We start from the raw sequence: 25888 nt of genomic DNA, 5'->3' as shown, positions 1-25888 counted from the left end.
GGGAGGGCGACGGTGACGACGTCGCCCTCCCCGGACCCGTCCGCCCGCGCCGTCAGCCGCCCATCAACAGGGCCTGGTCGAGGGCCTGGAGGAAGCGGTTCGTCGTCACCCGGTCCCGGACCGCGATCCGCAGCCAGTTCCGGTCGAGCCCCGGGAACGTGTCGCCCCTGCGGGCCGCGAAGCCCAGCGACCGCAGCCGCTCCCGCACCGCGTCCGCCCCGTCGATCCGGAGCAGCACGAACGGGCCCTCCGAACCCTCCACCGTCCGCACCTCGTCGAACTCCGCCAGACCGGCCAGCAGATGGGCCCGCTCCACCCCGATCCGGTGCGCCGCGTGCTCCGCCTCCGCGAGCGCCACCCGCGACATGCAGGCCTCCGCCGCCACCAGGGCGGGCGTCGACACCGGCCACAGCGGCTGCGCCCCTTCGAGCGCCTCGACCGTCTCCGGCCCGGCCAGCACGTACCCGATCCGCAGTCCGGCGAGTCCCCAGGTCTTGGTGAGGCTGCGCAGCACCACCAGCCCCGGCACATCGGTCCGCCCGGCCAGCGACTCGCGCTCGCCCGGCACCGCGTCCATGAAGGCCTCGTCCACCACCAGCGTCCGGCCCGGGCGGGCGAGCGCGGCGATCGAGGCGCCGGGATGCAGCACGGAGGTGGGGTTCGTGGGATTCCCGATCACCACCAGGTCGGCGTCCTCGGGGACCGCCGCCGGATCCAGCCGGAAGCCGTCCTCCTCGCGCAGCAGCACCCGGCCCACCTCGTGGCCGACATCGCGCAGCGCCGCCTCCGGCTCGGTGAACTGCGGGTGCACCACGACGGGTCTGCGCACCGGCAGGGCCCGCGCGAGCAGCACGAAGGCCTCGGCCGCGCCCGCCGTGAGCAGCACCCGGTTCGACGGCAGATCGTGCCGCTCCGCGACCGCCGCCCGCGCGGCCCGCGCGTCGGGGTAGGCGGCGAGTCCGGTCAGGGAGTCGGCGATCCGCTCCCGCAACCAGTCCGGTGGGGTGTTCGTCCGGACGTTGACCGCCAGATCGATGAGTTTCTCGTCCCGGACCTCGGCGTCACCGTGGTGGCGCAGGTCGTGGGCGTCGGTATGCGTGTGCATGTCCATGGCCGCCGTCGTGTGGGGGGTGGGGATGGTGGGGGGTGAGCCAGGCTCGCCAGCGATGTACCCGTGAGTCCGTGGCAACAACCGTACGCCTGGGGCATCTTCGTTCGGACGAACCGGGACGGATACGGCGAGAGCGCACGTTACGCGCCGGGTTTTCCGCTTCGGTACGACCAGCACGGCGCGGCTCCCCGACCCGGGAGGGACCCCCGCACACGCCGACGTCCCCGCACCCGTCCCCGCACCGGCTTCCCCGCCCGCACCGGCTTCCCCGCCCGCGCCGGCGTCCCCGCCGTCACGAGTGCCCCCGCCCGCCGCGAGCAGCGCGGCCGCCTCCGCCACCGACGCCGTGCCCGTCGCGGCCAGCGGCAGCGCCGACGGATGCGGTACGGGTACGGCCGCGAGCTCCCCGGCCGTGAACCCCCGCACCGGTACGCCGAGCACCGCCGCGGCCCCCGTGACGCCCGGCTCCGCCGCCCGCGCGTCGAGCGTGCCGAGCGACCGGACCTCCGCGCGCGTCAGCCCCGCCTCCCGCAGCACCGCACCGACCAGGGCGAGCACCTCGTCCACCGGAACCCCCGGCCGCGCCCCGACACCGAGGTGCGCCGACGCCACCCGATCCGATACCAAAGGCCCATGGCTGTAGTCGTCGCGCTCGGCGCGTTCCTCATGACGCTCTTCGGAGGCTGGGTCGCGGGACGCGTCACCGACCGGCGCCACCTCGTCCTCGGCCTCGCCGGCGGACTCATGCTCGGCGTCGTCGGACTCGACCTGCTGCCGGAGGCCCTGGAGGCCGCGGGCGACAAGGTCTTCGGTGTCCCGGAGGCCCTGCTGCTGTTCGTCGGCGGCTTCCTCCTCGCCCATGTCGTGGAGCGACTCCTCGCCGTACGGCAGGCCGCGCACGGTGTGGCGGCCGACGAGAGGGTCCCGCAGGTCGGTATGACGGCGGCCGCCGCGATGGTCGGTCACAGCCTCATGGACGGCATCGCGCTCGGCGCCGCCTTCCAGGTGGGCGGTGGCATGGGCGCCACCGTCGCCCTCGCGGTCATCACCCATGACTTCGCCGACGGCTTCAACACGTACACGATCACGAGCCTCTACGGGAACGCGCGCCGCAAGGCCGTCGGCATGCTCGTCGCGGACGCCCTCGCCCCGATCGTCGGTGCCGCCTCCACCCTGCTGTTCACCCTTCCGGAGGAACTCCTCGGCAGCTATCTCGGCTTCTTCGGCGGCGCCCTGCTCTATCTGGCCGCCGCCGAGATCCTGCCGGAGGCCCACCACGACCACCCCGCCCGCTCCACCCTGCTGTGCACGGTGGCGGGCGTCGGCTTCATCTGGCTCGTGGTGGGAGTCTCCGGCGGCTGACCTCACGCGACCGGACCGCCCGCGCACCGCTCGACGAACCGCGCGGCCACCTCGGGGGCACCGGCCCAGTGGGTGTGCACATAACTGGCGTGCACTCCCCCCTGGACGAAGCCCTCGACACGGTGCTCGGGCTGCCGCAGCCCCCAGGCGGCCAGTTCCCCGGCACCCGGCTCGATCACGGTCCGGTGGAACTCGTGACCCCGCATCCGCGCCCCCGCGGGGGCGAGCACGCTGTCGTTGACGGCGACGGCGTCCCGGTACCCGAGCGTGAGCCGCTCCGACATCCGCGCGTCCGCGTCGAGCACCCCGCACATGGGTGAGCCGTCGAGCGACCGCGCCAGATACAGCAGCCCTGCGCACTCGGCGGCGACGGGCGCCCCGGTGGCGGCGAGCGCGGCGACGGCCTTCCGCAACGGCTCGTTGGCGGACAGCTCACCGCCGTACATCTCGGGGAACCCCCCGCCTATGACGAGTCCCGAGGTCCCCTCGGGCAGGGCCTCGTCCCGCAGGGGATCGAAGGCGACGACCTCGGCCCCGGCGGCGGTGAGCAGCTCGGCGTGCTCGGCGTAGGAGAACGTGAAGGCGGCGCCCCCGGCCACGGCGACCCGCGGGGCGGGGCGGGCGGGCAGCACGGCGCCACCGGTGCCCGGCCGCCCGGCGGTCTCCGGCGACCAGGCCTCGGTGCGCAGGTCCGGCGCGCTGCGCGCCAGCGCGAGCAGTGCCTCCATGTCGCACCCGGCACGCACCTGTTCCGCCTGCGCGGCCACCGCCTCGACCGCCGCGGCCTGCCGCTCGGCGACCGGCACGAGCCCCAGGTGCCGCGACGGCGTGGCGACGGCGGGGGCCCGCCGCAGCACCCCCAGCACCGGAACCCCCGACTCCCCGAGCGCCTCCCGCAGGAGGTGCTCGTGCCGGTCCGTCGCGACCTTGTTGAGGATCACGCCCCCGATCCGTACCTCCGGATCCCAGGACGCGAACCCGTGCACGAGCGCCGCCACCGACCGCGACTGCGACGAGGCGTCGACGACGAGCACCACGGGTGCCTTGAGCAGCTTCGACACCTGTGCGGTGGAGGCGAGTTCGCCCTGGTCGGCGGCTCCGTCGTACAGGCCCATGACCCCTTCGACCACGGCCAGGTCGCAGCCGCGCGCCCCGTGTTCGAAGAGCGGCGCGATCAGCCCCGTACCGCACATGTACGCGTCGAGGTTGCGGCCCGGCCGTCCCGTCGCGAGCGCGTGGTAGCCGGGGTCGATGTAGTCCGGCCCGACCTTGTGCGGGGAGACGGCCAGACCACGGCCGGCGAACGCGGCCATCAGGCCGGTCGCGACCGTGGTCTTGCCCGCGCCCGAGGAGGGCGCGGCGATGACGAGACGTGCTACCACTCGATGCCCCGCTGGCCCTTCTGACCGGCGTCCATCGGGTGCTTGACCTTGGACATGTCGGTGACGAGATCCGCGAAGTCGACGAGCTCCTGCGGCGCGTTCCGGCCGGTGATGACGACGTGCTGGTGGCCCGGGCGGTCGCGCAGCACCTCGACGACCTCCGCGGTGTCGATCCAGCCCCAGTGCAGCAGGTAGGCGAACTCGTCGAGGACGTAGAACTTGTACTTCTCCTCGGCGAGGTCCCGCTTGACCTGCTCCCAGCCCTCGCGTGCCTTCTCCTCGTGCGACTGCTCGCCCTCGGCGACCTCGCGCTGGATCCAGGACCAGCCCTCGCCCATCTTGTTCCAGGTGACCGTGCCGCCCTTGCCGGTCTCGCCGAGCGCCTTGAGGGCGTTCTCCTCGCCGACCTTCCACTTGGCGGACTTGACGAACTGGAACACCCCGATCGGCCAGCCCTGGTTCCAGGCGCGCAGCGCCATGCCGAACGCGGCGGTCGACTTCCCCTTGCCGACGCCCGTGTGCACCATCACCAGGGCCCGGTTGCGGCGCTGACGGGTGGTGAGTCCGTCGTCGGGTACGACGGTCGGCTGTCCCTGCGGCATTAAGCGGCCCTCCTGGCGGTGGTCTTCGGGTTTCCCTGTACGTCCCGGACGAGGCCGGCGATGGAGTCGGCGCGCAGCTCGTCCAGGGTGACGGCGGTGCCGCCGAGTTCACGGGCGAGCTCCCGGGCGAGCCCGAGCCGGACGGGTCCGGTCTCGCAGTCCACGACGACGCAGGCCGTGCCCTCCGCGGCGTGCAGCCGTGCCGCGCGGGCGGCCAGCGCCACCGGGTCGGCGCCGCCGCCGGTCGCCCGGCCGTCGGTCACGACGACGAGCAGGGGGCGGCGCGAGGGGTCCCGCAGCCGCTCGATCCGCAGCACGTCGTGGGCCTTGAGCAGCCCGGCCGACAGCGGGGTGCGGCCGCCGGTCGGAAGCTTCTCGAGCCGGGCCGCGGCCGCGTCCACGGACGAGGTCGGCGGCAGCGCGAGCTCGGCGTCCCGGCCCCGGAAGGTGATCAGGCCGACCTTGTCGCGCCGCTGGTAGGCGTCGAGCAGCAGCGAGAGGACGGCGCCCTTCACCGCACTCATCCGCTTCCGCGCCGCCATCGAGCCCGAGGCGTCCACGGCGAAGAGCACCAGGTTGCCCTCGCGTCCCTCCCGGGTGGCCTGCCGCAGGTCGTCGCGGCGGACGACCAGGCCGGGCCCGGTCCGCCCACGGGTCTTCTGGTGCGGGGCCGCGGCCTGCACGGTCGCGGCCAGGTGCAGCTTGGTCAGCGCGCCCCGGGGGCGTACGGAGCCGGTGGTGCGGCCGTGCTCGGTACGGGCCCGGGAGCGGCGTCCGGCCGCGCCCTCGCCGAGACCGGGCACGCTGAGCACCTTGGTGCGGAAGGGCTCGGCGGCGGCCACGGCGGCCCGCTCGCCGGAACCGGCGCCCTGGGGCGCGGGGGCGGGCGCGGGGGCCTCGTCGGGCGAGGCGGCCTCCTCGGGAGCCGGCGCGTTCTCGACGGGGGGCCCGTCGGCCTGCGGCGGAACACCCCCACCGGGGCCGCCGTCACCGGGGCCGCCGTCACCGGGACCCCCGTCGTCGGGACCGCCGTCCCCGGGACCCTCGGGCTCGGGGTCCTCGTCCGGGTCGCCCTTGAACTGCTCCAGGGTCTCGTCGAGCTTGTCCTCGTCGAGGCCGGGTGCGTCGAAGGGGGAGCGGCGCCGCCGGTGGGGGAGGGCGAGGAGCGCGGCCTGCCGTACGTCCTCGGAGGTGACCTCGGTGCGACCGGCCCAGGCGGCGAGCGCGGTCGCCGTCCGCGCCATGACGATGTCGGCGCGCATGCCGTCCACCTCGAAGGCGGCGCAGGTGGCGGCGATCTGGAGCAGCACGGCGTCGCCGAGGGCCACCCGCGGCAGCAGGGCGCGGGCGGCGGTGATCCGGCCGCGCAGCGCGGTCTCCTCGCCGGCCCAGCGGGCGGCGAAGGCGCCCGGGTCGTCCTCGAAGGCGAGGCGTCGCCGGACGACCTCGACCCGCTGCTCCGGTTCGCGGGAGGCGGCGACCTCGACGGTCAGCCCGAAGCGGTCGAGCAGCTGCGGACGGAGCTCGCCCTCCTCGGGGTTCATGGTGCCGACGAGCAGGAACCGGGCGGCGTGCCGCACGGAGACGCCCTCGCGCTCGACGTAGGAGGAGCCCATCGCGGCGGCGTCGAGCAGATGGTCGATGAGGTGGTCGCTCAGCAGATTGACCTCGTCGACATAGAGAATGCCCCGGTGGGCGGCGGCGAGCAGCCCGGGCTCGAAGGCCTTGACCCCCTCGCTGAGTGCCTTCTCGATGTCGAGCGAACCGACGAGCCGGTCCTCGGAGGCGCCGACGGGCAGCTCGACCATGCGGGCGGCCCGCTCGGTCCCGGGCCCGGTCGCGTGGGGACCGTCGGGGCAGCCGGGGTCGGGCGAGTCCGGATCGCAGCTGAACCGGCAGCCGGTGACCACGGGCACGGCGGGCAGCAGCTCGGCGAGCGCCCGGACGGCGGTGGACTTGGCGGTGCCCTTCTCGCCACGGACCAGCACCCCGCCCACGGCCGGGCTGACGGCGTTGAGCAGCAGCGCGAGCCGCAGGTCGTCCATGCCGACGACGGCGGTGAACGGGTACCGGGTGCTCATCGGGTGGTCCTTTCCTCGAGTTCGATTCGCTGTTGTCCGCAAGGACGGCCCCGCGTCACGGCGCACCCGGCGGCACGAACGGCAGCCCCGCGGGAGCCCCCTGCTCGATCAGCCGCAGCAGCGCGTCCGTGTCCGCGTGCTCCTCGATCAGGTCGCCGAGCCGGTCCAGCTGCTCCTCCCGCAGCGCCCCGAACGAGGTGTCGGGCGCCGGAACGAACCGCCGTCCGGCAGCCGCCGCGACCTCCCGCAGGAACGCCCGCCGGAACCCGTCGCTCTCCAGGGAGCCGTGCCAGTGGGTGCCCCAGACGGACCCCACCCGGCACCCGTCCAGGAACGGCTCCCCGCCCTGTACGTCGGCGACGCCGTGGTGGATCTCGTACCCCTCGACGTGCTCCCCGAGGGCGGAGCCGACCGGCCGGGCGAGGGTCTTCTCCTGCGCGAAGCGGACCCGCACGGGCAGCAGCCCGAGCCCGTCGACGGCCCCGGCCCGGGACTCGACCTCGTCCTCGATGTGCTCGCCGAGGACCTGGAAGCCGCCGCAGATGCCGAGCACGGGCCGGCCCTCGGCCGCGCGCCGGGCCAGCGCGTCGGCGAGACCGCGTTCCCGCAGCCAGGCGAGCGCCTTGACCGTGCCGCGGGTGCCGGGCACCACGACCAGGTCCGCGTCGACGAGCTCCTCGGCCCGGTCGACGAACCGCACGACCACACCCGGCTCCGCCGCCAGCGCGTCCACATCCGTGAAGTTGGACATCAGCGGTACGGCGCAGACCGCGACCCGCAGCACGTCCTCGCCGACCGGCGGTGCGACGACGGACTCGCGCACCGCGCCCCGGAGGGAGACCCGCAGGCCGTCCTCCTCGTCGATGCCGAGCCCGTGGGCGTACGGCAGTACGCCGAAGGTACGGCGCCCGGTGAGCCCGTGGAGCATGTCGAGGCCCGGCTCCAGCAGGGTCACGTCGCCGCGGAACTTGTTCACGAGGTATCCGGCGACGAGTTCCTGGTCCTCGGGGGAGAGCAGCGCCGTCGTGCCGAAGAACTGGGCGAAGACCCCGCCCCGGTCGATGTCCCCGACCACGACGACGGGCAGCCGCGCGGCCCGCGCGATGCCCATGTTCACGATGTCGGTGCGCCGCAGGTTGATCTCGGCCGGGCTGCCCGCCCCTTCGCAGATCACGGCGTCGTAGGTGCTCCGGAGCTCCTCCAGGCACGCCATCACCGGCTCGAAGAGTTCCTTCTGCCGTCCGCCGTGGTAGCCGCGGGCGCTCAGCTCACCCACCGGCCTGCCCATCAGGACGACCTGGCTGGAGCGGTCGCTGCCGGGCTTGAGCAGCACCGGGTTCATGAGCGCGGTCGGCTCGACGCGGGCGGCCTGCGCCTGCATGGCCTGGGCCCGCCCGATCTCGGCGCCCTCGCGGGTCACGAAGGAGTTGAGGGACATGTTCTGCCCCTTGAACGGCGCCACCTTGAGGCCCTTGCGGACCAGCCAGCGGCAGATTCCGGCCGTGACGACGCTCTTGCCGGCGTCGGACGTGGTGCCGGCGACCAGCAGCCCCCCACCCCTCATGCGTTCCTCCGCTTCCGGGCCCCCAGGGCGCCGATGATCATGCGGCCGCCCACACAGGCGGCCAGAGTGAGTCCGGTGACCCGTCGCGACAGCCGTACCGCCCGGTCGATGTCGGCGACCTCGACGGGCCGCCCCTCCCCGTTGAGCACCGGCCGGTGCTCGACCCGCCCGCCGTACGAGAGGGTGCCCCCGAGCCGTACGCCGAGCGCGCCCGCGAAGGAGGCCTCGACCGGGCCCGCGTTGGGGCTCGGGTGCTTCGACGCGTCCGCCCGCCAGGCCCGTACGGCTCCCCGCGGGTCGCCGCCGGCGACGGTCGCGAGGGCGGCCGTCAGCCGGGCCCCGGGCCAGCCGGCCACGTCGTCGAGGCGCGCCGAGGCCCAGCCGAAGCGGCGGTGGCGGGGCGACTTGTGGCCGACCATCGCGTCCAGGGTGTTGACGGCCCGGAAGCCGACGAGGCCGGGCACACCGGCGACGGCGCCCCAGAAGAGGGCGCCGACCACGGCGTCGGAGGTGTTCTCGGCGACCGACTCGACGACGGCGCGGGCCATCGCCGGTCCGTCGAGGGACTGGGGGTCGCGCCCGCACAGGTGCGGCAGCCGCTCCCGGGCCACGTCCAGGTCCCCGGCGGCGAGCGCCCCGCCGATGGCGCGGGCCTCCCGGCCCAGGGTCGTACCGCCGACGACGGCCCAGACGGAGGCGGCGGTCAGCGCGACGGCGGCGGCAGGCCGGTCGCGTACGGCCCGTGCGGCGAGCGCCCCCAGGGCAGCGGTGGAGCCGGCGCAGACGAGGGTGTGCAGGGCGCCCCAGCCGCGGTGGTCGTGGTGGAGGCGCTGCTCGACGGCGGCGGCAGCCCGGCCGAACGCGGCGACGGGGTGGCCGCGGCGGGGGTCGCCGATGAGCAGATCGACGGCGAGACCCGCGGCCGCGCCGTAGGCGAATCCGTCCGGGGACAGGCGGCTGGTACTGCTGCGGCCGGGCATGGCGCTATGTCCTCACTCAGGGTCCGCGCCCTGGATCGACGTGACCGGCGGCGAGAGTTCCTGACTCCCGGACCCTTCGGATCCGGTCACAGTGGCGGGACCGCGCCGGAATCGCACCGGACTTCCTCTACTGCCGCCGTAATGGCCTCGGCAGTCCACCACGGCCCGAGAACACCCGTCAACTCACCCTTGACCTGCGTCGGGTCACTGTGCGAAGCACCACAAACACGGCGCCGGACATACGACGGCCGGGCGGCCCGCACCCGAAGGTGCGGACCGCCCGGCCGGGGTTCGCGGACCGTCAGACGACGATCAGGTAGATGCCGTACGCGACCGCCGCGAGGCAGAGGCCGAAGCAGGCGTAGGCGCCGGTGCGGGCCATCGCGGCGGAGCCTCCCTGGGCGGCGGCCTGCTCCTGCTTGGAGAGGCCGATGATGCCGAGGGTGAACAGGCCCACGAGCAGGAGGGTCGCCACGAGGCTGACTCCGAAGACGGAGCCGAGTGCTGCCCAGTCGATCTTCATGTGGTTCGTTCCTTACACCGCTGCGGCGGGGGCCGGGGGAGCGGCCGGGTCGGTGGGAACCGGCGCGGGGATGGTGGTCTTGAGGTCCTCGTCCGCGACGGCGGCGACGGAACCGGCGGCCGGCGGCGGGGTGACGGCCGCGATGGCGGTGGTCACGACGCCCGCGGGCTCGGCGTCGAGGTCGTCGGCGGTGACGTTGTTGTGGTCGACCGGCTTGCGGCGGGACAGCGACCAGATGACGGCCGAGCCGCCGACCAGGATGACCGCGACGGCCGCGATGCCCCAGGGGCCCTGCTTGGTGAGGAACTCGGCGCCGGCGCCGACCAGGCCCGCGGCGGGCAGGGTCAGACCCCAGGCGACGAACATCCGGGTCGCGGTCGACCAGCGGACGACGCCGCCCTTGCGGCCGAGACCGGCGCCCATCACGGCACCCGAGCAGGACTGGGTGGTGGAGAGGGAGAAGCCGAGGTGCGAGGAGGCCAGGATGACCGTCGCGGCGCTGGTCTGGGCGGCGAAGCCCTGCTGCGGCCGGAGGTCGGTGAGGCCCTTGCCCATGGTGCGGATGATCCGCCAGCCACCGAGGTACGTGCCGAGGGCGATCGCGACACCGGCGGAGACGATGACCCACATGGGCGGGTTGGAGCCGGGGGCGAGGACGCCGCCGGTGACCAGGGCCAGGGTGATGATGCCCATCGTCTTCTGGGCGTCGTTGGTGCCGTGGGCGAGGGAGACGAGACCGGCGGAGGCGATCTGGCCGACCCGGTAGCCCTTGGCGGTGTGCTTCTCGTCGGTCTTGGCGCCGATCTTGTACGTCAGCTTGGTGGCCAGCATCGCGGCGAGGCCGGCGACGAGCGGCGCGGCGACGGCGGGGATGAGGACCTTGGTGACGATGGTGGAGCCGTTCACCGCCGACCAGCCGGCCGACATGACCGCGGCGCCGATGAGGCCGCCGAAGAGGGCGTGGGAGGAGCTGGACGGGAGTCCGAGCAGCCAGGTCAGCAGATTCCAGAGGATGGCGCCGACCAGCGCGGCGAAGATCACCTCTGTACGAATGCCCTCTTCGTTGATGATCCCGCCGGAGATCGTCTTGGCGACCTCGACGGACAGGAACGCGCCGACGAGGTTCAGCACGGCGGACATGGCCACCGCCGTCTTCGGCTTGAGTGCACCGGTCGAGATGGTCGTCGCCATCGCGTTGGCGGTGTCGTGGAAACCGTTCGTGAAATCGAACACGAGAGCTGTCACGACCACAATGGCGAGCAGCAGCGTGATGTGTTCCATTTACCCAGGCAATCGTTTGACGTCAGTGGCGAGCCGAACGTAAGCAACCTGGGTGAACGGAAGGTGAACTGGGACCGGCGGCGTGGTGTCCCTATCCGGTGTCAAGAGATTCCGCTTAGCGTCCCGGAGGGCCGGCTGTCCACCATGCGGTCACCCCGCAACCCCGGGTAATACGGGCCATCACAGGGCACATGCGACCTGACCCGGTTCCTCCGCCGGCACCCGGTTCCGCACCCTGGAACGAATCATCCGACCGGGGGACCCCGCCGAGGAGACCCATGTCACTCCCCAGGGGGATCCGCCGTTCCCACCCGACCGGGTCCGTCCGGTGGCAGCTCCTGCCCACCCTGCCGAGACTGGGAGCGTGCGCCCGGCTACAGCGACGGCAGCGGCCGTCACCACTCTGCTCGGTGTCGGCGCGGCCGCGATCGCGGCCGGCCGGTACGCCAGCGACGTCGCCCTCAGGGCGCCGTCCGGACGTCCCCTGCCCGGGGATCCCCGACTCACCGTGCACGCGACGGGCCCCGACCGGATCACCCTCACCCGCAGCCTCGCCTCGCTGCGCCCCGGCACGTACGGCATCGAGGGCCACGGCCTGCACGCCGTCGTGGGCCCCGTCCTCGACCGGGTCCCGCACACCGCCGACACCGTCGTCCGCCGGCTGGAACGGGTCGAGCTCGGGGTGCTCGGCCCCGGCGCCCGCGTCCGCTTCACCCCCGCGCTGCACATCGGCACGCCCATCAGCGCCCTCGGGCTCGCCCACGAGGACGTCGAGATCCCCGGCGAACTCGGCCCCCTGCCCGCCTGGCTGGTGGCCGCCCCCCGCACCACCTGGGTGATCGCCCTGCACGGCCTCGGCACCACCCGCGAGCACCCGCTGAACGTCGTCCCCTTCTTCAACCGGCGCAAGATCCCCGTCCTGATCCCCGCCTACCGCGGCGACGAGGGAGCACCCGCCTCCCCGGACGGCCTGACCCACCTCGGGGACTCCGAGTGGCGCGACGTCGACGCCGCCATCCGCTACGCCGTCCGCCGGGGCGCGGCCAAGGTCGTCCTGCACGGCTGGGGGACCGGCGCGTCGATGGCCCTGCGCGCCGCGGCCGAGTCGGGGGTGCGCGACCGGATCAGCGGCCTCGTCCTCGACTCCCCGGTCCTCGACTGGGAGGCCACCCTCCGCAACCTCGCCGCGGCCCGCCACGTCCCCGGCCCGCTGCTCCCGCTCGCCGTCCGCGCCGCCCAGGGCAGGATCGGGGCCGCCCACGGCGGCGACCTGCTCAGGGACTCCTCCGAGCCGGGCGCCCTGCGCGTCCCCGTCCTGCTCCTCCACGGCCCCGACGACAGCATCTCCCCGTGGGAGCAGTCCGTCGAGCTCGCCGCCCGCCGCCCCGATCTGGTCACCCTCCAGACCGTGCGGCAGGCCCCGCACGCGGCGATGTGGAACGCCGACCCGGTCCGCTACGAGGAGGCCCTCCGCCGCTTCCTCACTCCCCTTCTCTGAGACCCCGCGACCCCCTCGTCCGCCGCCCTCCACCCCTCTCCGCCCCGCTCTTTCCGACGGGCCGGCCGATTCCGATTGGGCTTTCGGGCCGTCAGCGGGAAGACTGCCCCCGTGACGTCTCGAAAGCCCGATGAACCATTGGCGCGCAACTCCAGACTCCGACTCGTCCGCCCGCGGGCGCTGGCCACCGCCCGACGGGCGGTGACGACCCGGCGCACCCGGCCGGCGCCGCGGCCGCCCGAGGGCACTCCGCCCCGCGCGGAACTCGCCCGCCAGGCCCGGCACGTCCTCGCCGACGCCGTACGGATCGCCCGCTGGGCCGCCGTCGAGCGCGGCGCCGAAGCGGCCCTGCGCACCGGCCCCGGACCCGTCACCGCCCAGGAACGGGCCGCCGCCGCACTCGACCTGACGCCCGGCCAGATCAGCGCCGGCTGGGACCGCGCGCGGCTCGCCGGACTCGTGGAACTCCACGGCGACACCGCCCGCCCCGGCTGGCGGCTGCACGCCTGGGACCGCGACGACTCCGCCGTGCTGCGCGGCTGGGTCGCCCTCTTCGACGCGTGGTCCCTGGTGCACCCGGCCCCCGAGGGGGTCGCGCCGAGCGCCGTCGCCGAGGTCGTCGAGGCCGTCCCGCAGGTGCTCTCGCTGCTCCAGCTCTCCCAGGGCCCGGTTCTCGTCCCCGCCCTCCTCGACCTGCTCGGCCAGCGCGTCGAGGAGCTGCGGGAGGAGCGCTGCGAGGTCCCGGTCGCCGGACCGGCCCCCGAGGCACCGGACGTCCCCGGCCCGGACCACGGCACCGACGGGCTCCCGGCCCTCCTCGACTGGGCCCTCGAAGGCCTGGCGGCCGTCGGCGCGCTCACCCTCGACCCCGGCGCGGAGGGGCGGCACGCCACGCTGACGCCGCTCGGCAACTGGGCGGTCTGGGTCAAGCTGGAGCAGATCTGCGTCGCCGCGCAGAGCCCCGCCGGAAACATCGAGCAGTCCGCCGAGGACATGCTCCGCGGCTGCGCCCGGCTCACCCCCGGCCCGGCCCGCGCCGAGTACCGCGCCTGGCTCGCCGCCCGCACCCTCTCCAGCGCGGTGGCCGAGCTCCTCGCCGTCGCCCGAGGCGAGGACGCGCTGCTGCGCGGGCTCGCCTTCGAGGCGCTCCGGGTCGTCGGCGCCCCCGCCGAGGCGGAGGTGCGGGCCACCGTTGCCGAGCCGCCCCTGCGCCCGTACGCGCTGCTCTGGCTCGCGGAGTACGAGGGCGCCGACCCCGACGACGCCCAGGAGGTCCTCACCCGTGAGGAGGCCACCTGGCTCTGGGTGGACACGGCGGCCGCCGTCGCCGACCACGGTGAGAGCGCGCTGCTCGTCCGGCACCTCGAATCGGCCGTGCAGGGCACCGTCCCGGCGCTGCTCGACGAGGTCCGGGCCGTCGGCCATCCCCGTACGGTCCAGGTCCTGGTCGCCCTCGCGGCCGCCCACCCGGACCCGGCCCTGGCCAAGGCGGTCCGCAGGGCCGCGTTCCAGGTGCACACCGGGGGGTCGTGACCACGGGAGCGTGACGTCGGGGACGGGTGACCGGGGAGCGCGTGCCGCCGGCGCCGGGTCACACCGGTGCGCGCTCCCCGGGGAGCGCGCCGAGGGGCGTGCGCCCGCGCCCGGCGCCGCCCGGCTACTCCGCGGCGCCGGGGACGTACGTCCCGAAGCTCCAGATGTTGCCCTCGACGTCCCGGGCCGTGTAGTCCCGGGACCCGTACTCCTGGTCCTTGGGGGGCATCACGATCTCGACGCCGTGGGCGACCGCCCGCGCGTGGTGCTCGTCGACGTCGTCCACGTGCACGAAGACGCCGACCGGGCCCGCGCCGGCCATCAGCTTGTCGAACTCGCTGCCGGTGCCCCTGCTGCCGAGCATCACCATGCCGTTCCCGTACGCGAGCTCGGCATGGGCGACCAGCCCGTCCTCGCCCTCGTACACGGCGGTCGCGGTGAAGCCGAAGCCCTCCGTGAGCTGGGTGATCGCCGCCTTCGCGTCCTCGTACGTCAGCGCCGGACAGATGTGGGGGGCCTCAGCCATCCCGACCACTTCCCTTCGATTCGGCCGAATGTGACCTGGGTCTCAGTCTGGCAGCCCTCGTCGGGAACTCAGCGGAAGGTGTTGCACCGGGCCATGTCGCCGGTCCGGTAGCCCTCGTAGAACCACTGCTGGCGCTGGGCCGCGGAGCCGTGGGTCCAGTTCTCCGGGGTCACCCGGCCCTGGAACCGCTCCTGGATCCGGTCGTCGCCCACCGCGGCCGCCGCGTCCAGGCCGTCCCGGATGTCCTCGTCGGTCAGCCGGGTGAGGACGGGGCGGCCCGTCCGGTCGTCGGGCGTGGTCGTGGCGTGCCGCGCCCACACCCCCGCGTAGCAGTCGGCCTGGAGCTCGACCCGCACCGCGTTGGAGTTCGCTCCGGTCCGCCCGTCCTGGGCGCGGCTCAGGGTCCCCATCAGGTTCTGGATGTGGTGGCCGTACTCGTGCGCCACCACGTACGCCTGGGCGAAGGGTCCGCCGCTCGACCCGAACTTGGTCCGCAGTTCGTCGAAGAAGCCCAGGTCCAGATAGACCTGCCGGTCGCCGGGGCAGTAGAAGGGGCCGACCGCCGAGGTCGCCGATCCGCACGCGGTCGGCACGCGTTGGCTGAACATCACGGTGGCGGCGCTCCCGTAGGTGCCGCCCCGGCGCGCGTACTCGCTCCGCCAGAAGTCCTGGACGCTGTTGACGACGGCGACGATCCGGCAGTCCTCGCGGGTGTTGGCGTCCGAGCCCTTCCTGCAGCTCTGGTTCACCTGGGCCGCCGAGGAGGAGCTGGCCACCGGCTCCTCGCCGCCCCCGGAGAGCCCGAGCTGGTCCGGTCCCACCCCGAAGAGCACGCCGAGGACCAGGGCGATGAGACCGATGATGCCGCCGCCGACGGTCGCCCTGCCGCCCGGGACGCGGCTGCTCCGGACGTCCTTGACCTCCGAGGTGTCCAGGTCGGCGTCGTCGTCGAACTGCACGGTCCACCACCCTCCGCGTCACTGCCGCGGCAGAGGCCGCCGCCCTGCGCCGAGTATCGGACGATCTTCCGCCCTGCGCCCCTTTTGTCAAGCATCAGCGGAAATGTGAGAAAGCTCCGATCGCGCCCCGGGCCCCCTTCTGGCCGAAAAGCAGTTGCAGGGGCCCGTTAGACTGGCCGTATGGCCATTCTCCCCGTGCATTAGCGGCGTCGAAGCCTTCATCAGCCGTCCTTCCGCCGTTTCCCACCGCCCTGGAGTCTGTCCGTGATCACCGCTTCCGGCATCGAGCTGCGCGCCGGCGCCCGTGTCCTCATCGAGTCCGCTTCCTTCCGTGTCGCCAAGGGCGACCGCATCGGCCTCGTCGGTCGCAACGGGGCGGGCAAGACCACCCTCACCAAGTGCCTCGCGGGCGAGGGCATCCCCGCCGCCGGCCAGATCGCCCGCTCCGGCGAGGTCGGCTACCTCCCGCAGGACCCGCGCACCGGCGACCTCGACGTGCTGGCCCGCGACCGCATCCTCTCGGCCCGCGGCCTCGACGTCCTCCTCAAGAAGATGCGGATGAACGAGGAGCGCATCGCCACCGGTTCAGGCGCCACCCGCGACAAGGCGATGAAGCAGTACGAGCGCCAGGAGACCGAGTTCCTCACCAAGGGCGGGTACGCGGCCGAGGCCGAGGCCTCCACCATCGCCGCCGCCCTCGGTCTGCCCGACCGGGTGCTCGGCCAGCCGCTGCACACCCTCTCCGGCGGTCAGCGCCGTCGTGTCGAGCTCGCCCGCATCCTCTTCTCGGACGCCGACACGCTCCTCCTCGACGAGCCGACCAACCACCTCGACGCCGACTCCATCGTCTGGCTGCGCGACTACCTGAAGACCTACCGCGGCGGCTTCATCGTGATCTCCCACGACGTCGACCTCGTCGAGACCGTGGTCAACAAGGTCTTCTACCTGGACGCCAACCGCTCCACCATCGACGTCTACAACATGGGCTGGAAGCTCTACCAGCAGCAGCGCGAGGCCGACGAGAAGCGCCGCAAGCGCGAGCGCCAGAACGCCGAGAAGAAGGCCGCCGCCCTCAACTCGCAGGCCGACAAGATGCGCGCCAAGGCCACCAAGACCGTGGCCGCGCAGAACATGGCCAAGCGCGCCGAGCGGCTGCTCTCCGGCCTGGAGGCGGTGCGCGCTTCCGACAAGGTCGCCAAGCTCCGTTTCCCCGAGCCGGCGCCCTGCGGCAAGACCCCGCTGACCGCCGAGGGACTCTCCAAGTCCTACGGCTCGCTCGAAATCTTCACCGATGTGGATCTGGCGATCGACAAGGGCTCGCGCGTCGTGATCCTCGGTCTCAACGGTGCGGGCAAGACGACCCTGCTCCGGCTGCTCGCCGGAGCGGAGAAGGCCGACACCGGCGAGGTCACCCCCGGCCACGGCCTCAAGCTCGGCTACTACGCCCAGGAGCACGAGACGCTCGACCCCGAGCGCAGCGTCCTGGAGAACATGCGTTCGGCAGCGCCCGACCTCGACCTCGTCGAGGTGCGCAAGACGCTGGGCTCCTTCCTCTTCTCCGGCGACGACGTCGACAAGCCGGCCGGGGTCCTCTCCGGCGGCGAGAAGACCCGGCTGGCCCTGGCCACCCTGGTCGTCTCCTCGGCGAACGTGCTGCTCCTGGACGAGCCGACGAACAACCTGGACCCGGCCAGCCGCGAGGAGATCCTCGGGGCCCTGCGGACGTACAAGGGCGCCGTCGTCCTCGTCACCCACGACGAGGGCGCGGTCGACGCGCTGGAGCCGGAGCGGATCATTCTGCTCCCGGACGGCGTGGAGGACCTCTGGGGCCCGGACTACGCGGACCTGGTGGCCCTCGCCTGACCCGGAGACCGCCGAGTGATCATTCCGGACTGGATCATTCGGCTCATGGGTGATCCTTCATCTGAGTGAGGGCGTCTCGTACTCCCCGGCGCGGTGCTCTGCCGAATCCTTCCGGCAGGCCCGCGCCGTACGTGTGTTCCCCCTGTATCGCTGACCTGGCACTTCCCGTTCCGCGCGGTACGGAGGCGGCTTTCCGGCTCACCGGAATAAGTGCTTCCGGTCGTGACGGCGGCGCGCTCGTCCACAAACCCGGCGGCATGGACCTTGTCGAATGGGTGGCCAGGACGGACGGGAGGGGTGATCATGAGAAGTCCAGAGCGCACTTCCCATGAGGAGGCACGGGTGGCCGAGACTCTGAAGAAGGGCAGCCGGGTGACCGGCGCCGCGCGCGACAAGCTCGCGGCAGACCTGAAGAAGAAGTACGACTCCGGTGCGAGTATCCGGGCGCTGGCCGAGGAAACGGGCCGCTCCTACGGATTCGTCCACCGGATGCTGAGCGAGTCCGGAGTCACGCTGCGTGGACGCGGCGGAGCGACCCGGGGCAAGAAGACCGCCTCGGCCTGACATCGGGGCGGCTCGACCGGGCCACCGGGTCTCTCGGTGGCCACCCGGTCGGTCCTCGGACCGGCCAGGTGGTTACTGTGCAGTCACTTAGCATCGGATGCAGTGCTGCACCGGAACCGGAGGCGCCCCATGACTACGCTCGACGACTCTGAGCTCGTATTCGACAAGGACGGTGTACGGCTCACCGTCGAGGACGCCGTTGCCACGGTGACTCTGACCCATCCGGCGAAGCGCAACGCTCAGTCTCCCGCTCTGTGGCGGGCGTTGTCAGAAGTCGGCCGGTCGTTGCCCGGCAGTGTGCGGGTCGTCGTTCTGCGCGGCGAGGGAAAGTCCTTCTCCGCCGGACTCGACCGGCAGGCGTTCACGCCCGAGGGCTTCGACGGAGAGCCGTCGTTCATCGATCTCGCGCGCGGTTCCGACGAGGACCTCGACGCGGTCATCGCCGAGTACCAGGAGGCGTTCACCTGGTGGCGCCGTAGCGACATCGTGTCGATCGCGGCCGTCCAGGGACACGCCATCGGCGCGGGCTTCCAGCTCGCTCTCGCCTGCGACCTGCGGGTCGTGGCCGAGGACGTGCAATTCGCCATGCGCGAGACCAGCCTGGGCCTCGTCCCGGACCTGACCGGGACGCACCCGCTCGTCTCGCTCGTCGGCTACGCACGCGCGCTGGAGATCTGCGCCACCGGGCGCTTCGTCCACGCGGAGGAGGCCGAGCGCATCGGTCTCGCCAATCTCTCCGTGCCCGCCGACGAGCTCGACGCGGCGGTACGGGACCTCGGCGCCGCCCTGCTCGCGGCGCCGCGCGACGCGGTCACCGAGACCAAGGCGCTCCTCCGGGGTGCCTCGGGCCGCTCGTACGAGGAGCAGCGCGTCGCCGAGCGCGCCGCGCAGGCCCGCCGTCTGCGCGACCTCGCGGGCCTCGGCGACTGACACCCCCTAGCGCAGGTCCGAGACCACGACCGTGACCGCGGTGCCCTCCGGGGCGGCCGCGGTCACGGTCGCGCGGACGGCGCGCGCCACGTCCAGGGGGCGGGCCCCGGCCGTCACGGCCACTTCCACCCGCACTCCGTCGGCGCTCCGGCGTACCGGCGGGCCCAGCGTGTCCGTCACGCCCGCCACACCCGTCACCCCGAGCGCCGCGAGGGCCAGGGGGTCGTCCGTCGCCGGAGAGGTGGGGCCGGGCGGTGGGGCGGTGGGCTCCGCGGGCCCGGGCGGCGCCGTGTCGAGCAGCGCCGTCACGCGCAGGTCCACGGCCGCGACCACCAGCCCGATGCCGTCCTCGGCCGCCGCGATCAGTGCCGCCCGCAGCTCCTCGGTGAGCTCCGGCAGCGGCCGCCCGGCCACCGCGCCGAACGAGGCCCGGACGAGCAGCGCCCCCGCTCCGGCCGGCTCCGTCCCGGCCGTCCCTGTCCCGGATGCCCCCGTCTCCTTCGCTTCCGGTTCCGCTTCCGTCTCCGATGCCGGATCGGGGTACGCGGGGCCGATCCGCAGCGCGCCCGGCACCACGCCCCGGACCGCCTCCGCCGAACGGCCCAGTACGTCGCGCACCGTCCGCTCGGTGATCCAGGCCCCCTCCGCCGCCGTCCCGAGCGGCAGCAGCCTGCCCGGGGCCAGGCGGTCCCGCACCGCCGCCGTCCAACCCTCAGCTGTCGTCATTGCTCCAGCCTGCCGCATCCCCGGGGCGAGACCGGGTAACCGCCCTTAGTGTGGGCGAAGAACCCCGAAATATCCCAGAAGGGGCGAAATTCAATGGCGGACACCACTTACTCCGGCGACACCGCGCCCAATGAACCGCGCCGCACCTCCGTCACCAAGCGGGGTGGCGGTGATCCGGCCTCCCGGGGCCGGACGACGATCGCCGACGGCGTCGTCGAGAAGATCGCCGGCCTCGCCGCCCGGGACGTCGTCGGCGTCCACGCCATGGGCAGCGGAATCTCCCGCACCCTCGGTGCCGTACGCGACCGGGTGCCCGGCGGGGGCGGCGGCAAGGCGAACGCCACCCGGGGCGTGAAGGCCGAGGTCGGCGAGGTGCAGACCGCGCTCGACCTGGAGATCGTCGTCGACTACGGCGTCTCCATCGCCGATGTCGCGGGCGATGTGCGCGAGAACGTCATCAACGCCGTGGAGCGGATGACCGGCCTCGAGGTCGTCGAGGTCAACATCGCGGTCAGCGATGTGAAGCTGCCGGACGAAGAGGACGAGGAGCCGGAGTCACGGCTCCAGTAGCCGCCGAAGGCGGCGCGCAGGGGGCTCGGGAGGACTCGGAAAGGGGTCAGGAATGAGTATGGCGGTGGTCGGCCTGGTGGCCGGCATGGCTCTCGGCTTCGCCGGATACTTCGGCGGATTCGGAGCGTTTGTGCTGGTCGCGGCCTTGGGGGCGATCGGCTTCGTGGCCGGCCGCTTCCTCGACGGCGACCTCGAACCCGGCGATCTCTTCCGGGGCCGCGACCGCGGCGACCGGCGGCGGTGACCCGGGGTGGCCGCTGACCTTGCCTCCCGGGGCCCCGTGCGGGACCGGGGGGCGACGTCGATCGCCGACCGGGTCGTCGCGAAGATCGCCGCCCAGGCGGCGAGGGAGGTCGTGGGAGCCGTACCCGAAGGCGGCTCCAAGCCCCACGCCTCGGTCGTCGTCCACCGGGACGTCGCCCGGGTGGCGGTGAGCCTCGAACTCGACTACCCCACCGACGTCGGACGCCGGTGCGGGGCCGTACGCGGCAGGGTCCGGGCGCGCGTGGAGGAGCTGGTGGGCATGGAGGTCCACGAGGTCACCGTCCATGTGGAACGCCTCCACTCCCCGCTCACCCGGCAGGCCGCACCGAGGGGTCGCCTGTCATGACGACCGCCCCGGGCCCGGCCCGCGAACCCGACCCCGACGGCACCTCGGGCCCCGGACACGACGACATCTCGGGGCCCGACCCCGACGGCACCTCGGGCCCCGACGGCGACCGCGGTGACAGCACCGGCTCCGTCCCCGTCCTGACCGACGAGCCCGCCCCCGCGGCCCCCGTCCGGCGCTTCTGGGCCGTCCGCCGCATCCCCGCGGCCGTGCTCGCCGCCCTGGTCCTCGGCGGAGCCGGGCTGCTCCTCTACGACGTCGCGGCCGTACGGGCCGACCGCAGCGCCATGGCCTGGCGCCGCGAACTCGCCGACGGCCTCGCGACCCGGCCCCTCGACGACACCGCGGTCGTCCTGGGTGCCGTCGTCGCCGTCGTCCTCGGCCTCTGGCTGCTGATCCTGGCCGCGACCCCCGGCCTGCGCAAGATTCTCCCGATGCGCCGCGAACACGCCGACGTACGGGCGGGACTCGACCGGGAGGCCGCCGCCCTCGCCCTGCGGGACCGGGCCATGGAGGTCTCCGGGGTGCAGTCCGTCCGGGTCCGTGTCGGCCGGTCCAAGGTGGCCGCCAAGGCGGTCTCGCACTTCCGGGCGCTCGACGAGGTCCGCGGCGACGTGGAGACGGTCCTCGCGGCCGGCATCGACGAACTCGCCCTCGCCCGCCCGCCCGCGCTGTCGGTACGGGTGGCCCGGCCGTCCGGAAAGGGATGAGCCGGTGACGGTCCCCGTCCTCGAACGGACGATCCCCCCGAGGGGCGTCCTCCGGAAAGGAGCGAGCCGGTGAGAGTCGTCCTCCGGCGCGTCAACCGTGTCCTGCTCGGCCTCGCCGGGCTGCTCCTCGTCGTCGGCGGCGGGGCGGTCCTCGCCGCCGCGCTCGACCTGTCCGTACCGTCCTGGTGGCCCTGGTCGGGCCCCTCGGACGTACTGCTCACCACCGCCCAGCGGCAGCGGTGGCGGGACGAGGGCTGGTGGTGGCCGGTGGTCATCGCGGTGCTCGGGCTCGTCGTCCTGCTCGCCCTGTGGTGGCTGCTCGCCCAGTTCCGGCGCGCCAGGCTCGCCGAGGTCCTCGTCGACACCGGCGACGGCGAGGCGGCGACCCTGCGCGGCCGCGCCCTGGAGGGCGTCCTGGAGGCGGACGCCACCGCCCAGGAGGGCGTCGCCCGGGCCAAGGTCTCCCTCACGGGCCGCCGCACCGCCCCCCGGACCCGGGTCGCGCTCCACCTGGAGCCGTACGCCTCACCGGGGGACGCCCTGACGACCCTCAGCGCCCAGGCGCTCGCCCACGCCCGTACGTCCACGGGCCTGCCCGCCCTGCCCACCGAGGCGCGGCTGCGGGCGGTCAAGCACCGGGCCCGCCGGGTGTCCTGACGGCCTGCAGGGCGGCCCGCCGGTCCGCCCGGCGGCGGCCGCCGGAAACCGTCCGTCAGAAGCCGCTGCGCGCCCCGCCGTCCACCGGGAGCATCAGTCCCGTGAGGTACGAGGCGGCCGGGGACAGCAGGAAGGCGGCGGTCCGCCCGAACTCCGCCGGGGTGCCGTAGCGGCGCAGCGGGATGGTCGCCTCGTTGGCGGCGCGGGAGGCCTCCGCGTCGCCGGAGAGGGCGTCGAGGGAGCGCACCCGGTCCGTGTCGATGCGGCTCGGCAGCAGCCCGACGACACGCACCCCGCGCGGACCCAGGTCGTTGGCGAGGGACTTCGCGAAGCCGGCCAGGCCGGGGCGCAGTCCGTTGGAGATCGTCAGGCCGGGGATCGGCTCGTGGACCGAGGCCGACAGCACGAAGCCGATGACTCCGCCCTCGCCGAGCGTCTCGGCCGCCGCGCGGGCGAGCCGTACGGCTCCGAGGAAGACCGTGTCGAAGGCGGCCGCCCACTGCTCGTCGGTGTTGTCCGCCGCGAAGCCGGGGGCCGGGCCGCCCACGCTGATGAGGATGCCGTCGAAGCCGCCGAACCGCGCCCGCGCCTCGGCGACGAGCCGCGCCGGGGTCCCGGGGTCGGTGTTGTCGGCGGCGAGCCCGGCCGCGCCGGGTCCCAGCTCGGCCACGGCCTCGGCGACGGTCTTCTCCTCCCGTCCGGTGACGAGCACCTTGGCCCCCTCGGCGAGCAGGGCTTCGGCGGAGGCCCGCCCGAGCCCTCGCGTCGCCCCGGTCACCACGTACACACGGTCCTTCAGTCCAAGATCCATGGGCCTATCCTGCCGGGTCCCGATCCTCCGCGGCCAGTGCGAGGGCCGTGCCCACCAGGCCGATGTGACTGAAGGCCTGGGGGAAGTTGCCCAGCTGGCGGTCGGTCACCGGGTCGTACTCCTCGGCCAGCAGGCCCACGTCGTTGCAGAGGGCCACGAGGCTCTCGAAGAGCTCCCGGGCCTCCTCGGTCCTGCCGGTCAGCCGGAGCGCGTCCGCGAGCCAGAAGGAGCAGACCAGGAAGGTGCCCTCCTGGCCCGGGAGGCCGTCCACCGCCGCCGAGTCGGCGCTGTAGCGGCGTACGTAGCCACCGTGGAGCAGCTCCGCCCGTACCGCGTCCACCGTGCCCACCACCCGGGGGTCGTCCGGCGGCAGAAAGCCGACCTGGGGGATGAGCAGGGTCGCGGCGTCCAGCTCCGGCGAGCCGTACGCCTGGGTGAAGGTGTTGCGGGCGGGGTCGTAGGCCATCGCGCACACCTGTGCGTGGATCTCCTCCCGCATCGTCCGCCACCGCGCCACGTCCCCCGGCAGCGAGGGGTCCGCCTCCAGGGTGCGGACCGCCCGGTCGGCGGCCACCCAGGCCATCACCTTCGAGTGGGTGAAGTGGCGGCGCGGTCCACGGACCTCCCACAGGCCCTCGTCGGGCTCGCGCCAGGTCGACTCCAGGAAGCCGAGCAGGCTCAGCTGGAGGTTCCAGGCGTGCCGCTCGGCCGGGATCCCGGCCTCCCGCGCGCGGTGGAGCGAGTCCATGACTTCGCCGTACACGTCGAGCTGGAACTGGTCCACGGCCGCGTTCCCGGTCCGGACCGGCGCCGAGTCGGCGTACCCCCGCAGCCAGGGCAGGGTCGTCTCGGGGAGCCGGCGTTCCCCGGCGGGCCCGTACATGATCTGCAGATCGGCCGGGTCGCCGGCGACGGAGCGCAGCAGCCAGTCCCGCCAGGCGCAGGCCTCGTCGACGTATCCGGCGGCGAGCAGCGCGCCGAGGGTGAGGGAGGAGTCCCGCAGCCAGCAGGCGCGGTAGTCCCAGTTCCGCACACCGCCGACCTCCTCCGGCAGGGAGGTGGTCGGGGCGGCCATGATGCCGCCGGTCGGGGCGTAGGTGAGCGCCTTGAGGGTGATCAGGGAGCGCATCACGGCCTCCCGGTACGGGCCCCGGTAGGTGCAGCGGGCCGCCCACTCCCGCCAGTCCGCGAGGGACTGTTCCAGGGCATCGTGGGGGTCGACGAGGTCGGGGCGCGGCTCGTGCGAGGGATGCCAGGTCAGGACGAAGGCCACCTTCTCGCCGGCGGCGACGGTGAAGGAGGAGCAGGTGGAGAACTGCTGGCCCCAGGTCTTCACGGGCGGTTCGCTGCGCAGCCAGACCGCGTCGGGCCCGGCGATCGCGACCCGGTGCCCGTCCGAGCGGCGCATCCAGGGGACGACCGAGCCGTAGTCGAAGCGCAGCCGCAGGACGGCGCTCATCTCGACGCTGCCGCTGACGCCCTCCACGATCCGCATCAGATCCGGGGCCCTGTCCCGCTGCGGCATGAAGTCGACCACCTTGACGGTGCCGGTACGGGTCTCCCAGTAGGTCTCCAGGACGAGGGAGTCCTCGGCGTACCGCCGGGTGGCACAGGTGGTGGCGCCCTTGGGGGCGATCCGCCAGTGGCCGTTGTTCTCGTCGCCGAGGATCGCGGCGAAGCAGGCCGCCGAGTCGAAGCGGGGCAGACACAGCCAGTCGACCGATCCGTCGCGGCCGACGAGCGCGGCGGTCTGGAGATCGCCGATGAGGGCGTAGTCGTCGATACGTTGCGTCACGCTTTGGGCTGTTCCCGGAAGCGGCGGCGGTCAATCAGAGGGACGGAGTGGCCTGGATCGCTTCCGGGTCCTTCTCCGGGGTTCCGGGGGCGTCGTTTCCGGGCGAGTCGGACGAGGCGGAGGCCTTCCGGTCCAGCTTCTCCCGGCGGACCAGGATCACCCAGCCGACGGGCACCCCGGCCGCGAAGAGCCACCACTGCACGGCGTACGCCATGTGGGCGCCGATCGAGTCGTGGTCGGGTTCGGGGATCAGTTCGGGGGTGTCCCCGGCGGGGGCGGGCTCGGTCTGCTCCAGGTAGCCGCCGAGCACCTCGCCGCCGATGAGCCCGGCCTGCTGCCGGCTGTTGATGAGCATGACCTGGCGGTCCGGCAGACCCTTCAGGTCCTTGATGCCGCTGGCGCCGGTCGTCTCGTCGGCCTTGAGGCGGCCGGTGATCGTGACCTCGCCCTTGGGGGCGGGCGGCACCGGCGGGAAGGAGTGCTGATCGGCGGCGGCGGGCACCCAGCCGCGGTTGACCAGGACGATCCGGCCGTCCCGGAGGACCATGGGGGTCAGGATGTGCACGCCGATGCGGTCGTCGGAGGAGGTGCGGCGGCGGACGACCACCTCGTGGGCGGTGTCGAAGGTGCCGGTGGCGGTGGCGGGCCGCCAGTAGTCGGAGCGCGGGACCGTGTGGCCGGGAGACGTGAGCTCCTCCACCGGCAGCGGCTTCGCCGCGATGTTGTCCGCGATCAGGGAGTTCTGGGTGACCCGGCGTTCGTGCCGGTGGAATTGCCAGAAGCCCAGTTCGATCATCGTCGGGATGAGGGCGAGGGCGATCAGGGTGAGGATCACCCACTGCCGGGACAACAGGAAGCGGTACACGCCGTCGACGGTACAGCGTGGCGAAAGGCCCCCTCGCGGCGGGTGCCGAAGGGGGCCGAAAGCCGTCAAGGGATCGTTTCCTCACATGGACCGGACCGTGTCCGGTCACACCCTGTCGACGATGCCCACCTTTCCCTCCGCGCGGGCGCAGTGGCCGCCGCAGTACCAGCTGCCGTCGACCTCGACGCCCTGTCCGATGATCTGGACCCGGCAGTGCTCGCAGATGGGCGCCATGCGGTGAATGGCGCAGGCGAAGCAATCGAAGACATGGATCGCGCCCTGGGCGTGAATCTCGAAGGACATGCCGTAATCGTTTCCGCAGACCTCACAACGTGCCATGCGCCACAGGGTGGGGCTCCCGGCGGGCGCGCGCAGCTCGGCGCGC

26 protein-coding genes and 1 riboswitch are annotated in these 25888 nt (G+C 73.6%); of the genes, 11 read left to right on the top strand and 15 right to left on the bottom strand.

Annotated features, from left to right (window positions below; all coding sequences use genetic code 11):
* Window positions 1-52: 52 nt before the first annotated feature.
* Complete coding sequence (cobC, locus tag IE311_RS05455) at window positions 53-1723, bottom strand: Rv2231c family pyridoxal phosphate-dependent protein CobC (protein ID WP_373313753.1); 1671 nt, start codon at window positions 1721-1723, stop codon at window positions 53-55.
* A gap of 21 nt (window positions 1724-1744) precedes the next feature.
* On the opposite strand from cobC, the gene IE311_RS05450 reads away from it, so the two are divergent.
* Window positions 1745-2473, top strand: coding sequence for a ZIP family metal transporter (locus IE311_RS05450; RefSeq protein ID WP_189830418.1), 729 nt, complete (start codon window positions 1745-1747; stop codon window positions 2471-2473).
* Window positions 2474-2475: 2 nt separating this feature from the next.
* Here IE311_RS05450 and IE311_RS05445 read toward each other — a convergent pair whose 3' ends face one another.
* From IE311_RS05445 to IE311_RS05415, 7 genes are all read right to left on the bottom strand, one after another.
* Window positions 2476-3855, bottom strand: coding sequence for a cobyrinate a,c-diamide synthase (locus IE311_RS05445; RefSeq protein WP_189830417.1), 1380 nt, complete (start codon window positions 3853-3855; stop codon window positions 2476-2478).
* Window positions 3849-4457 (bottom strand): cob(I)yrinic acid a,c-diamide adenosyltransferase, encoded by a 609-nt coding sequence (gene cobO / locus IE311_RS05440; RefSeq protein WP_189830416.1) that lies wholly within the window; start codon window positions 4455-4457, stop codon window positions 3849-3851. The genes IE311_RS05445 and cobO overlap by 7 nt, the downstream gene beginning before the upstream one ends.
* The gene (locus IE311_RS05435; RefSeq protein WP_189830415.1) at window positions 4457-6538 is read right to left on the bottom strand and encodes a putative cobaltochelatase; all 2082 of its coding nucleotides are present in this window, start codon (window positions 6536-6538) and stop codon (window positions 4457-4459) included. Before IE311_RS05435 ends, cobO begins: the two co-directional genes overlap by 1 nt.
* Window positions 6539-6593: 55 nt before the next feature.
* Window positions 6594-8102 (bottom strand): cobyric acid synthase, encoded by a 1509-nt coding sequence (locus IE311_RS05430; protein ID WP_189830414.1) that lies wholly within the window; start codon window positions 8100-8102, stop codon window positions 6594-6596.
* Entirely contained in the window at window positions 8099-9082 is a 984-nt protein-coding gene (locus IE311_RS05425; RefSeq protein WP_189830413.1) for a cobalamin biosynthesis protein, read from the bottom strand. The genes IE311_RS05430 and IE311_RS05425 overlap by 4 nt, the downstream gene beginning before the upstream one ends.
* 35 nt (window positions 9083-9117) lie before the next feature.
* Window positions 9118-9257: riboswitch (cobalamin riboswitch) on the bottom strand.
* A 126-nt stretch (window positions 9258-9383) separates the two neighbouring features.
* A complete protein-coding gene (locus tag IE311_RS05420; RefSeq protein WP_189830412.1) occupies window positions 9384-9605 on the bottom strand; it encodes a hypothetical protein in 222 nt (73 codons plus the stop codon).
* Window positions 9606-9617: 12 nt separating this feature from the next.
* Window positions 9618-10886: an inorganic phosphate transporter gene (locus IE311_RS05415; protein WP_189830411.1), complete on the bottom strand. Its 1269-nt coding sequence runs from the start codon at window positions 10884-10886 to the stop codon at window positions 9618-9620.
* 364 nt (window positions 10887-11250) lie between these two features.
* Here IE311_RS05415 and IE311_RS05410 point away from each other — a divergent pair, with 364 nt between their 5' ends.
* Both IE311_RS05410 and IE311_RS05405 read left to right on the top strand, forming a co-directional pair.
* Window positions 11251-12384 carry a hypothetical protein gene (locus tag IE311_RS05410; protein WP_189830410.1) on the top strand — a complete coding sequence of 378 codons (1134 nt, stop codon included), beginning with the start codon at window positions 11251-11253 and terminating at the stop codon, window positions 12382-12384.
* Window positions 12385-12495: 111 nt separating this feature from the next.
* The gene (locus IE311_RS05405; protein ID WP_373313752.1) at window positions 12496-13917 is read left to right on the top strand and encodes a hypothetical protein; all 1422 of its coding nucleotides are present in this window, start codon (window positions 12496-12498) and stop codon (window positions 13915-13917) included.
* Window positions 13918-14041: 124 nt separating this feature from the next.
* Here IE311_RS05405 and IE311_RS05400 read toward each other — a convergent pair whose 3' ends face one another.
* Together IE311_RS05400 and ypfJ are read right to left on the bottom strand one after the other, a co-directional pair.
* Complete coding sequence (locus IE311_RS05400; protein ID WP_189830409.1) at window positions 14042-14443, bottom strand: VOC family protein; 402 nt, start codon at window positions 14441-14443, stop codon at window positions 14042-14044.
* Between the two features lie 68 nt (window positions 14444-14511).
* Window positions 14512-15402 (bottom strand): KPN_02809 family neutral zinc metallopeptidase, encoded by an 891-nt coding sequence (ypfJ, locus tag IE311_RS05395; RefSeq protein ID WP_189830408.1) that lies wholly within the window; start codon window positions 15400-15402, stop codon window positions 14512-14514.
* Window positions 15403-15666: 264 nt separating this feature from the next.
* Here ypfJ and IE311_RS05390 point away from each other — a divergent pair, with 264 nt between their 5' ends.
* From IE311_RS05390 to IE311_RS05380, 3 genes are all read left to right on the top strand, one after another.
* A complete protein-coding gene (locus IE311_RS05390; protein WP_189830407.1) occupies window positions 15667-17265 on the top strand; it encodes an ABC-F family ATP-binding cassette domain-containing protein in 1599 nt (532 codons plus the stop codon).
* A gap of 342 nt (window positions 17266-17607) precedes the next feature.
* Complete coding sequence (locus IE311_RS05385; RefSeq protein WP_005477683.1) at window positions 17608-17829, top strand: helix-turn-helix domain-containing protein; 222 nt, start codon at window positions 17608-17610, stop codon at window positions 17827-17829.
* 129 nt (window positions 17830-17958) lie between these two features.
* On the top strand, window positions 17959-18759 hold the full coding sequence (locus IE311_RS05380) for an enoyl-CoA hydratase/isomerase family protein (protein ID WP_189830406.1): 801 nt from the start codon (window positions 17959-17961) through the stop codon (window positions 18757-18759).
* A gap of 6 nt (window positions 18760-18765) precedes the next feature.
* Here IE311_RS05380 and IE311_RS05375 read toward each other — a convergent pair whose 3' ends face one another.
* A complete protein-coding gene (locus IE311_RS05375; RefSeq protein WP_189830405.1) occupies window positions 18766-19485 on the bottom strand; it encodes a hypothetical protein in 720 nt (239 codons plus the stop codon).
* Between the two features lie 93 nt (window positions 19486-19578).
* Between IE311_RS05375 and IE311_RS05370 the strand changes: the two genes are divergently transcribed.
* From IE311_RS05370 to amaP, 5 genes are all read left to right on the top strand, one after another.
* Window positions 19579-20055: an Asp23/Gls24 family envelope stress response protein gene (locus tag IE311_RS05370; protein WP_189830404.1), complete on the top strand. Its 477-nt coding sequence runs from the start codon at window positions 19579-19581 to the stop codon at window positions 20053-20055.
* A gap of 52 nt (window positions 20056-20107) precedes the next feature.
* Window positions 20108-20299 carry a hypothetical protein gene (locus IE311_RS05365; RefSeq protein WP_055602871.1) on the top strand — a complete coding sequence of 64 codons (192 nt, stop codon included), beginning with the start codon at window positions 20108-20110 and terminating at the stop codon, window positions 20297-20299.
* Window positions 20300-20305: 6 nt separating this feature from the next.
* Entirely contained in the window at window positions 20306-20665 is a 360-nt protein-coding gene (locus tag IE311_RS05360; protein ID WP_189830403.1) for an Asp23/Gls24 family envelope stress response protein, read from the top strand.
* Window positions 20662-21375, top strand: coding sequence for a DUF6286 domain-containing protein (locus tag IE311_RS05355; RefSeq protein ID WP_189830402.1), 714 nt, complete (start codon window positions 20662-20664; stop codon window positions 21373-21375). The genes IE311_RS05360 and IE311_RS05355 overlap by 4 nt, the downstream gene beginning before the upstream one ends.
* Before the next feature lie 69 nt (window positions 21376-21444).
* The gene (gene amaP / locus IE311_RS05350) at window positions 21445-22032 is read left to right on the top strand and encodes an alkaline shock response membrane anchor protein AmaP (protein ID WP_189830401.1); all 588 of its coding nucleotides are present in this window, start codon (window positions 21445-21447) and stop codon (window positions 22030-22032) included.
* 55 nt (window positions 22033-22087) lie between these two features.
* Here the strand turns inward: amaP and IE311_RS05345 are convergent, their stop codons facing one another.
* From IE311_RS05345 to IE311_RS05330, 4 genes are all read right to left on the bottom strand, one after another.
* Window positions 22088-22843 carry an SDR family oxidoreductase gene (locus tag IE311_RS05345; RefSeq protein ID WP_189830400.1) on the bottom strand — a complete coding sequence of 252 codons (756 nt, stop codon included), beginning with the start codon at window positions 22841-22843 and terminating at the stop codon, window positions 22088-22090.
* A gap of 4 nt (window positions 22844-22847) precedes the next feature.
* A complete protein-coding gene (locus IE311_RS05340) occupies window positions 22848-24638 on the bottom strand; it encodes a glycoside hydrolase family 15 protein (protein ID WP_189830399.1) in 1791 nt (596 codons plus the stop codon).
* 34 nt (window positions 24639-24672) lie between these two features.
* Window positions 24673-25503: an SURF1 family cytochrome oxidase biogenesis protein gene (locus IE311_RS05335; protein WP_189830398.1), complete on the bottom strand. Its 831-nt coding sequence runs from the start codon at window positions 25501-25503 to the stop codon at window positions 24673-24675.
* Between the two features lie 105 nt (window positions 25504-25608).
* Window positions 25609-25842, bottom strand: a complete 234-nt coding sequence (locus IE311_RS05330) for a hypothetical protein (protein ID WP_189830397.1) — start codon at window positions 25840-25842, stop codon at window positions 25609-25611.
* Window positions 25843-25888 lie beyond the last annotated feature (46 nt).

The sequence above is a fragment of the Streptomyces zaomyceticus genome (genome assembly GCF_014656215.1).
Classification (GTDB): Bacteria; Actinomycetota; Actinomycetes; order Streptomycetales; family Streptomycetaceae; genus Streptomyces; species Streptomyces zaomyceticus.
The sequence above is the reverse complement of the archived record's forward strand: the minus strand, read 5'-3'. Positions and strand labels throughout refer to the sequence as shown.

Excerpts from the sequence above, each read along its gene's own strand:
- IE311_RS05450 (WP_189830418.1), top strand. The coding sequence starts at position 1,745 with ATGGCTGTAGTCGTCGCGCTCGGCGCGTTCCTCATGACGCTCTTCGGA.
- cobO (WP_189830416.1), bottom strand. The coding sequence starts at position 4,457 with ATGCCGCAGGGACAGCCGACCGTCGTACCCGACGACGGACTCACCACC.
- IE311_RS05435 (WP_189830415.1), bottom strand. The coding sequence starts at position 6,538 with ATGAGCACCCGGTACCCGTTCACCGCCGTCGTCGGCATGGACGACCTG.
- IE311_RS05430 (WP_189830414.1), bottom strand. The coding sequence starts at position 8,102 with ATGAGGGGTGGGGGGCTGCTGGTCGCCGGCACCACGTCCGACGCCGGC.
- IE311_RS05425 (WP_189830413.1), bottom strand. The coding sequence starts at position 9,082 with ATGCCCGGCCGCAGCAGTACCAGCCGCCTGTCCCCGGACGGATTCGCC.
- IE311_RS05420 (WP_189830412.1), bottom strand. The coding sequence starts at position 9,605 with ATGAAGATCGACTGGGCAGCACTCGGCTCCGTCTTCGGAGTCAGCCTC.
- IE311_RS05415 (WP_189830411.1), bottom strand. The coding sequence starts at position 10,886 with ATGGAACACATCACGCTGCTGCTCGCCATTGTGGTCGTGACAGCTCTC.
- IE311_RS05400 (WP_189830409.1), bottom strand. The coding sequence starts at position 14,443 with ATGGCTGAGGCCCCCCACATCTGTCCGGCGCTGACGTACGAGGACGCG.
- IE311_RS05380 (WP_189830406.1), top strand. The coding sequence starts at position 17,959 with ATGACTACGCTCGACGACTCTGAGCTCGTATTCGACAAGGACGGTGTA.
- IE311_RS05375 (WP_189830405.1), bottom strand. The coding sequence starts at position 19,485 with ATGACGACAGCTGAGGGTTGGACGGCGGCGGTGCGGGACCGCCTGGCC.
- IE311_RS05370 (WP_189830404.1), top strand. The coding sequence starts at position 19,579 with ATGGCGGACACCACTTACTCCGGCGACACCGCGCCCAATGAACCGCGC.
- IE311_RS05365 (WP_055602871.1), top strand. The coding sequence starts at position 20,108 with ATGAGTATGGCGGTGGTCGGCCTGGTGGCCGGCATGGCTCTCGGCTTC.
- IE311_RS05355 (WP_189830402.1), top strand. The coding sequence starts at position 20,662 with ATGACGACCGCCCCGGGCCCGGCCCGCGAACCCGACCCCGACGGCACC.
- IE311_RS05345 (WP_189830400.1), bottom strand. The coding sequence starts at position 22,843 with ATGGATCTTGGACTGAAGGACCGTGTGTACGTGGTGACCGGGGCGACG.
- IE311_RS05330 (WP_189830397.1), bottom strand. The coding sequence starts at position 25,842 with ATGGCACGTTGTGAGGTCTGCGGAAACGATTACGGCATGTCCTTCGAG.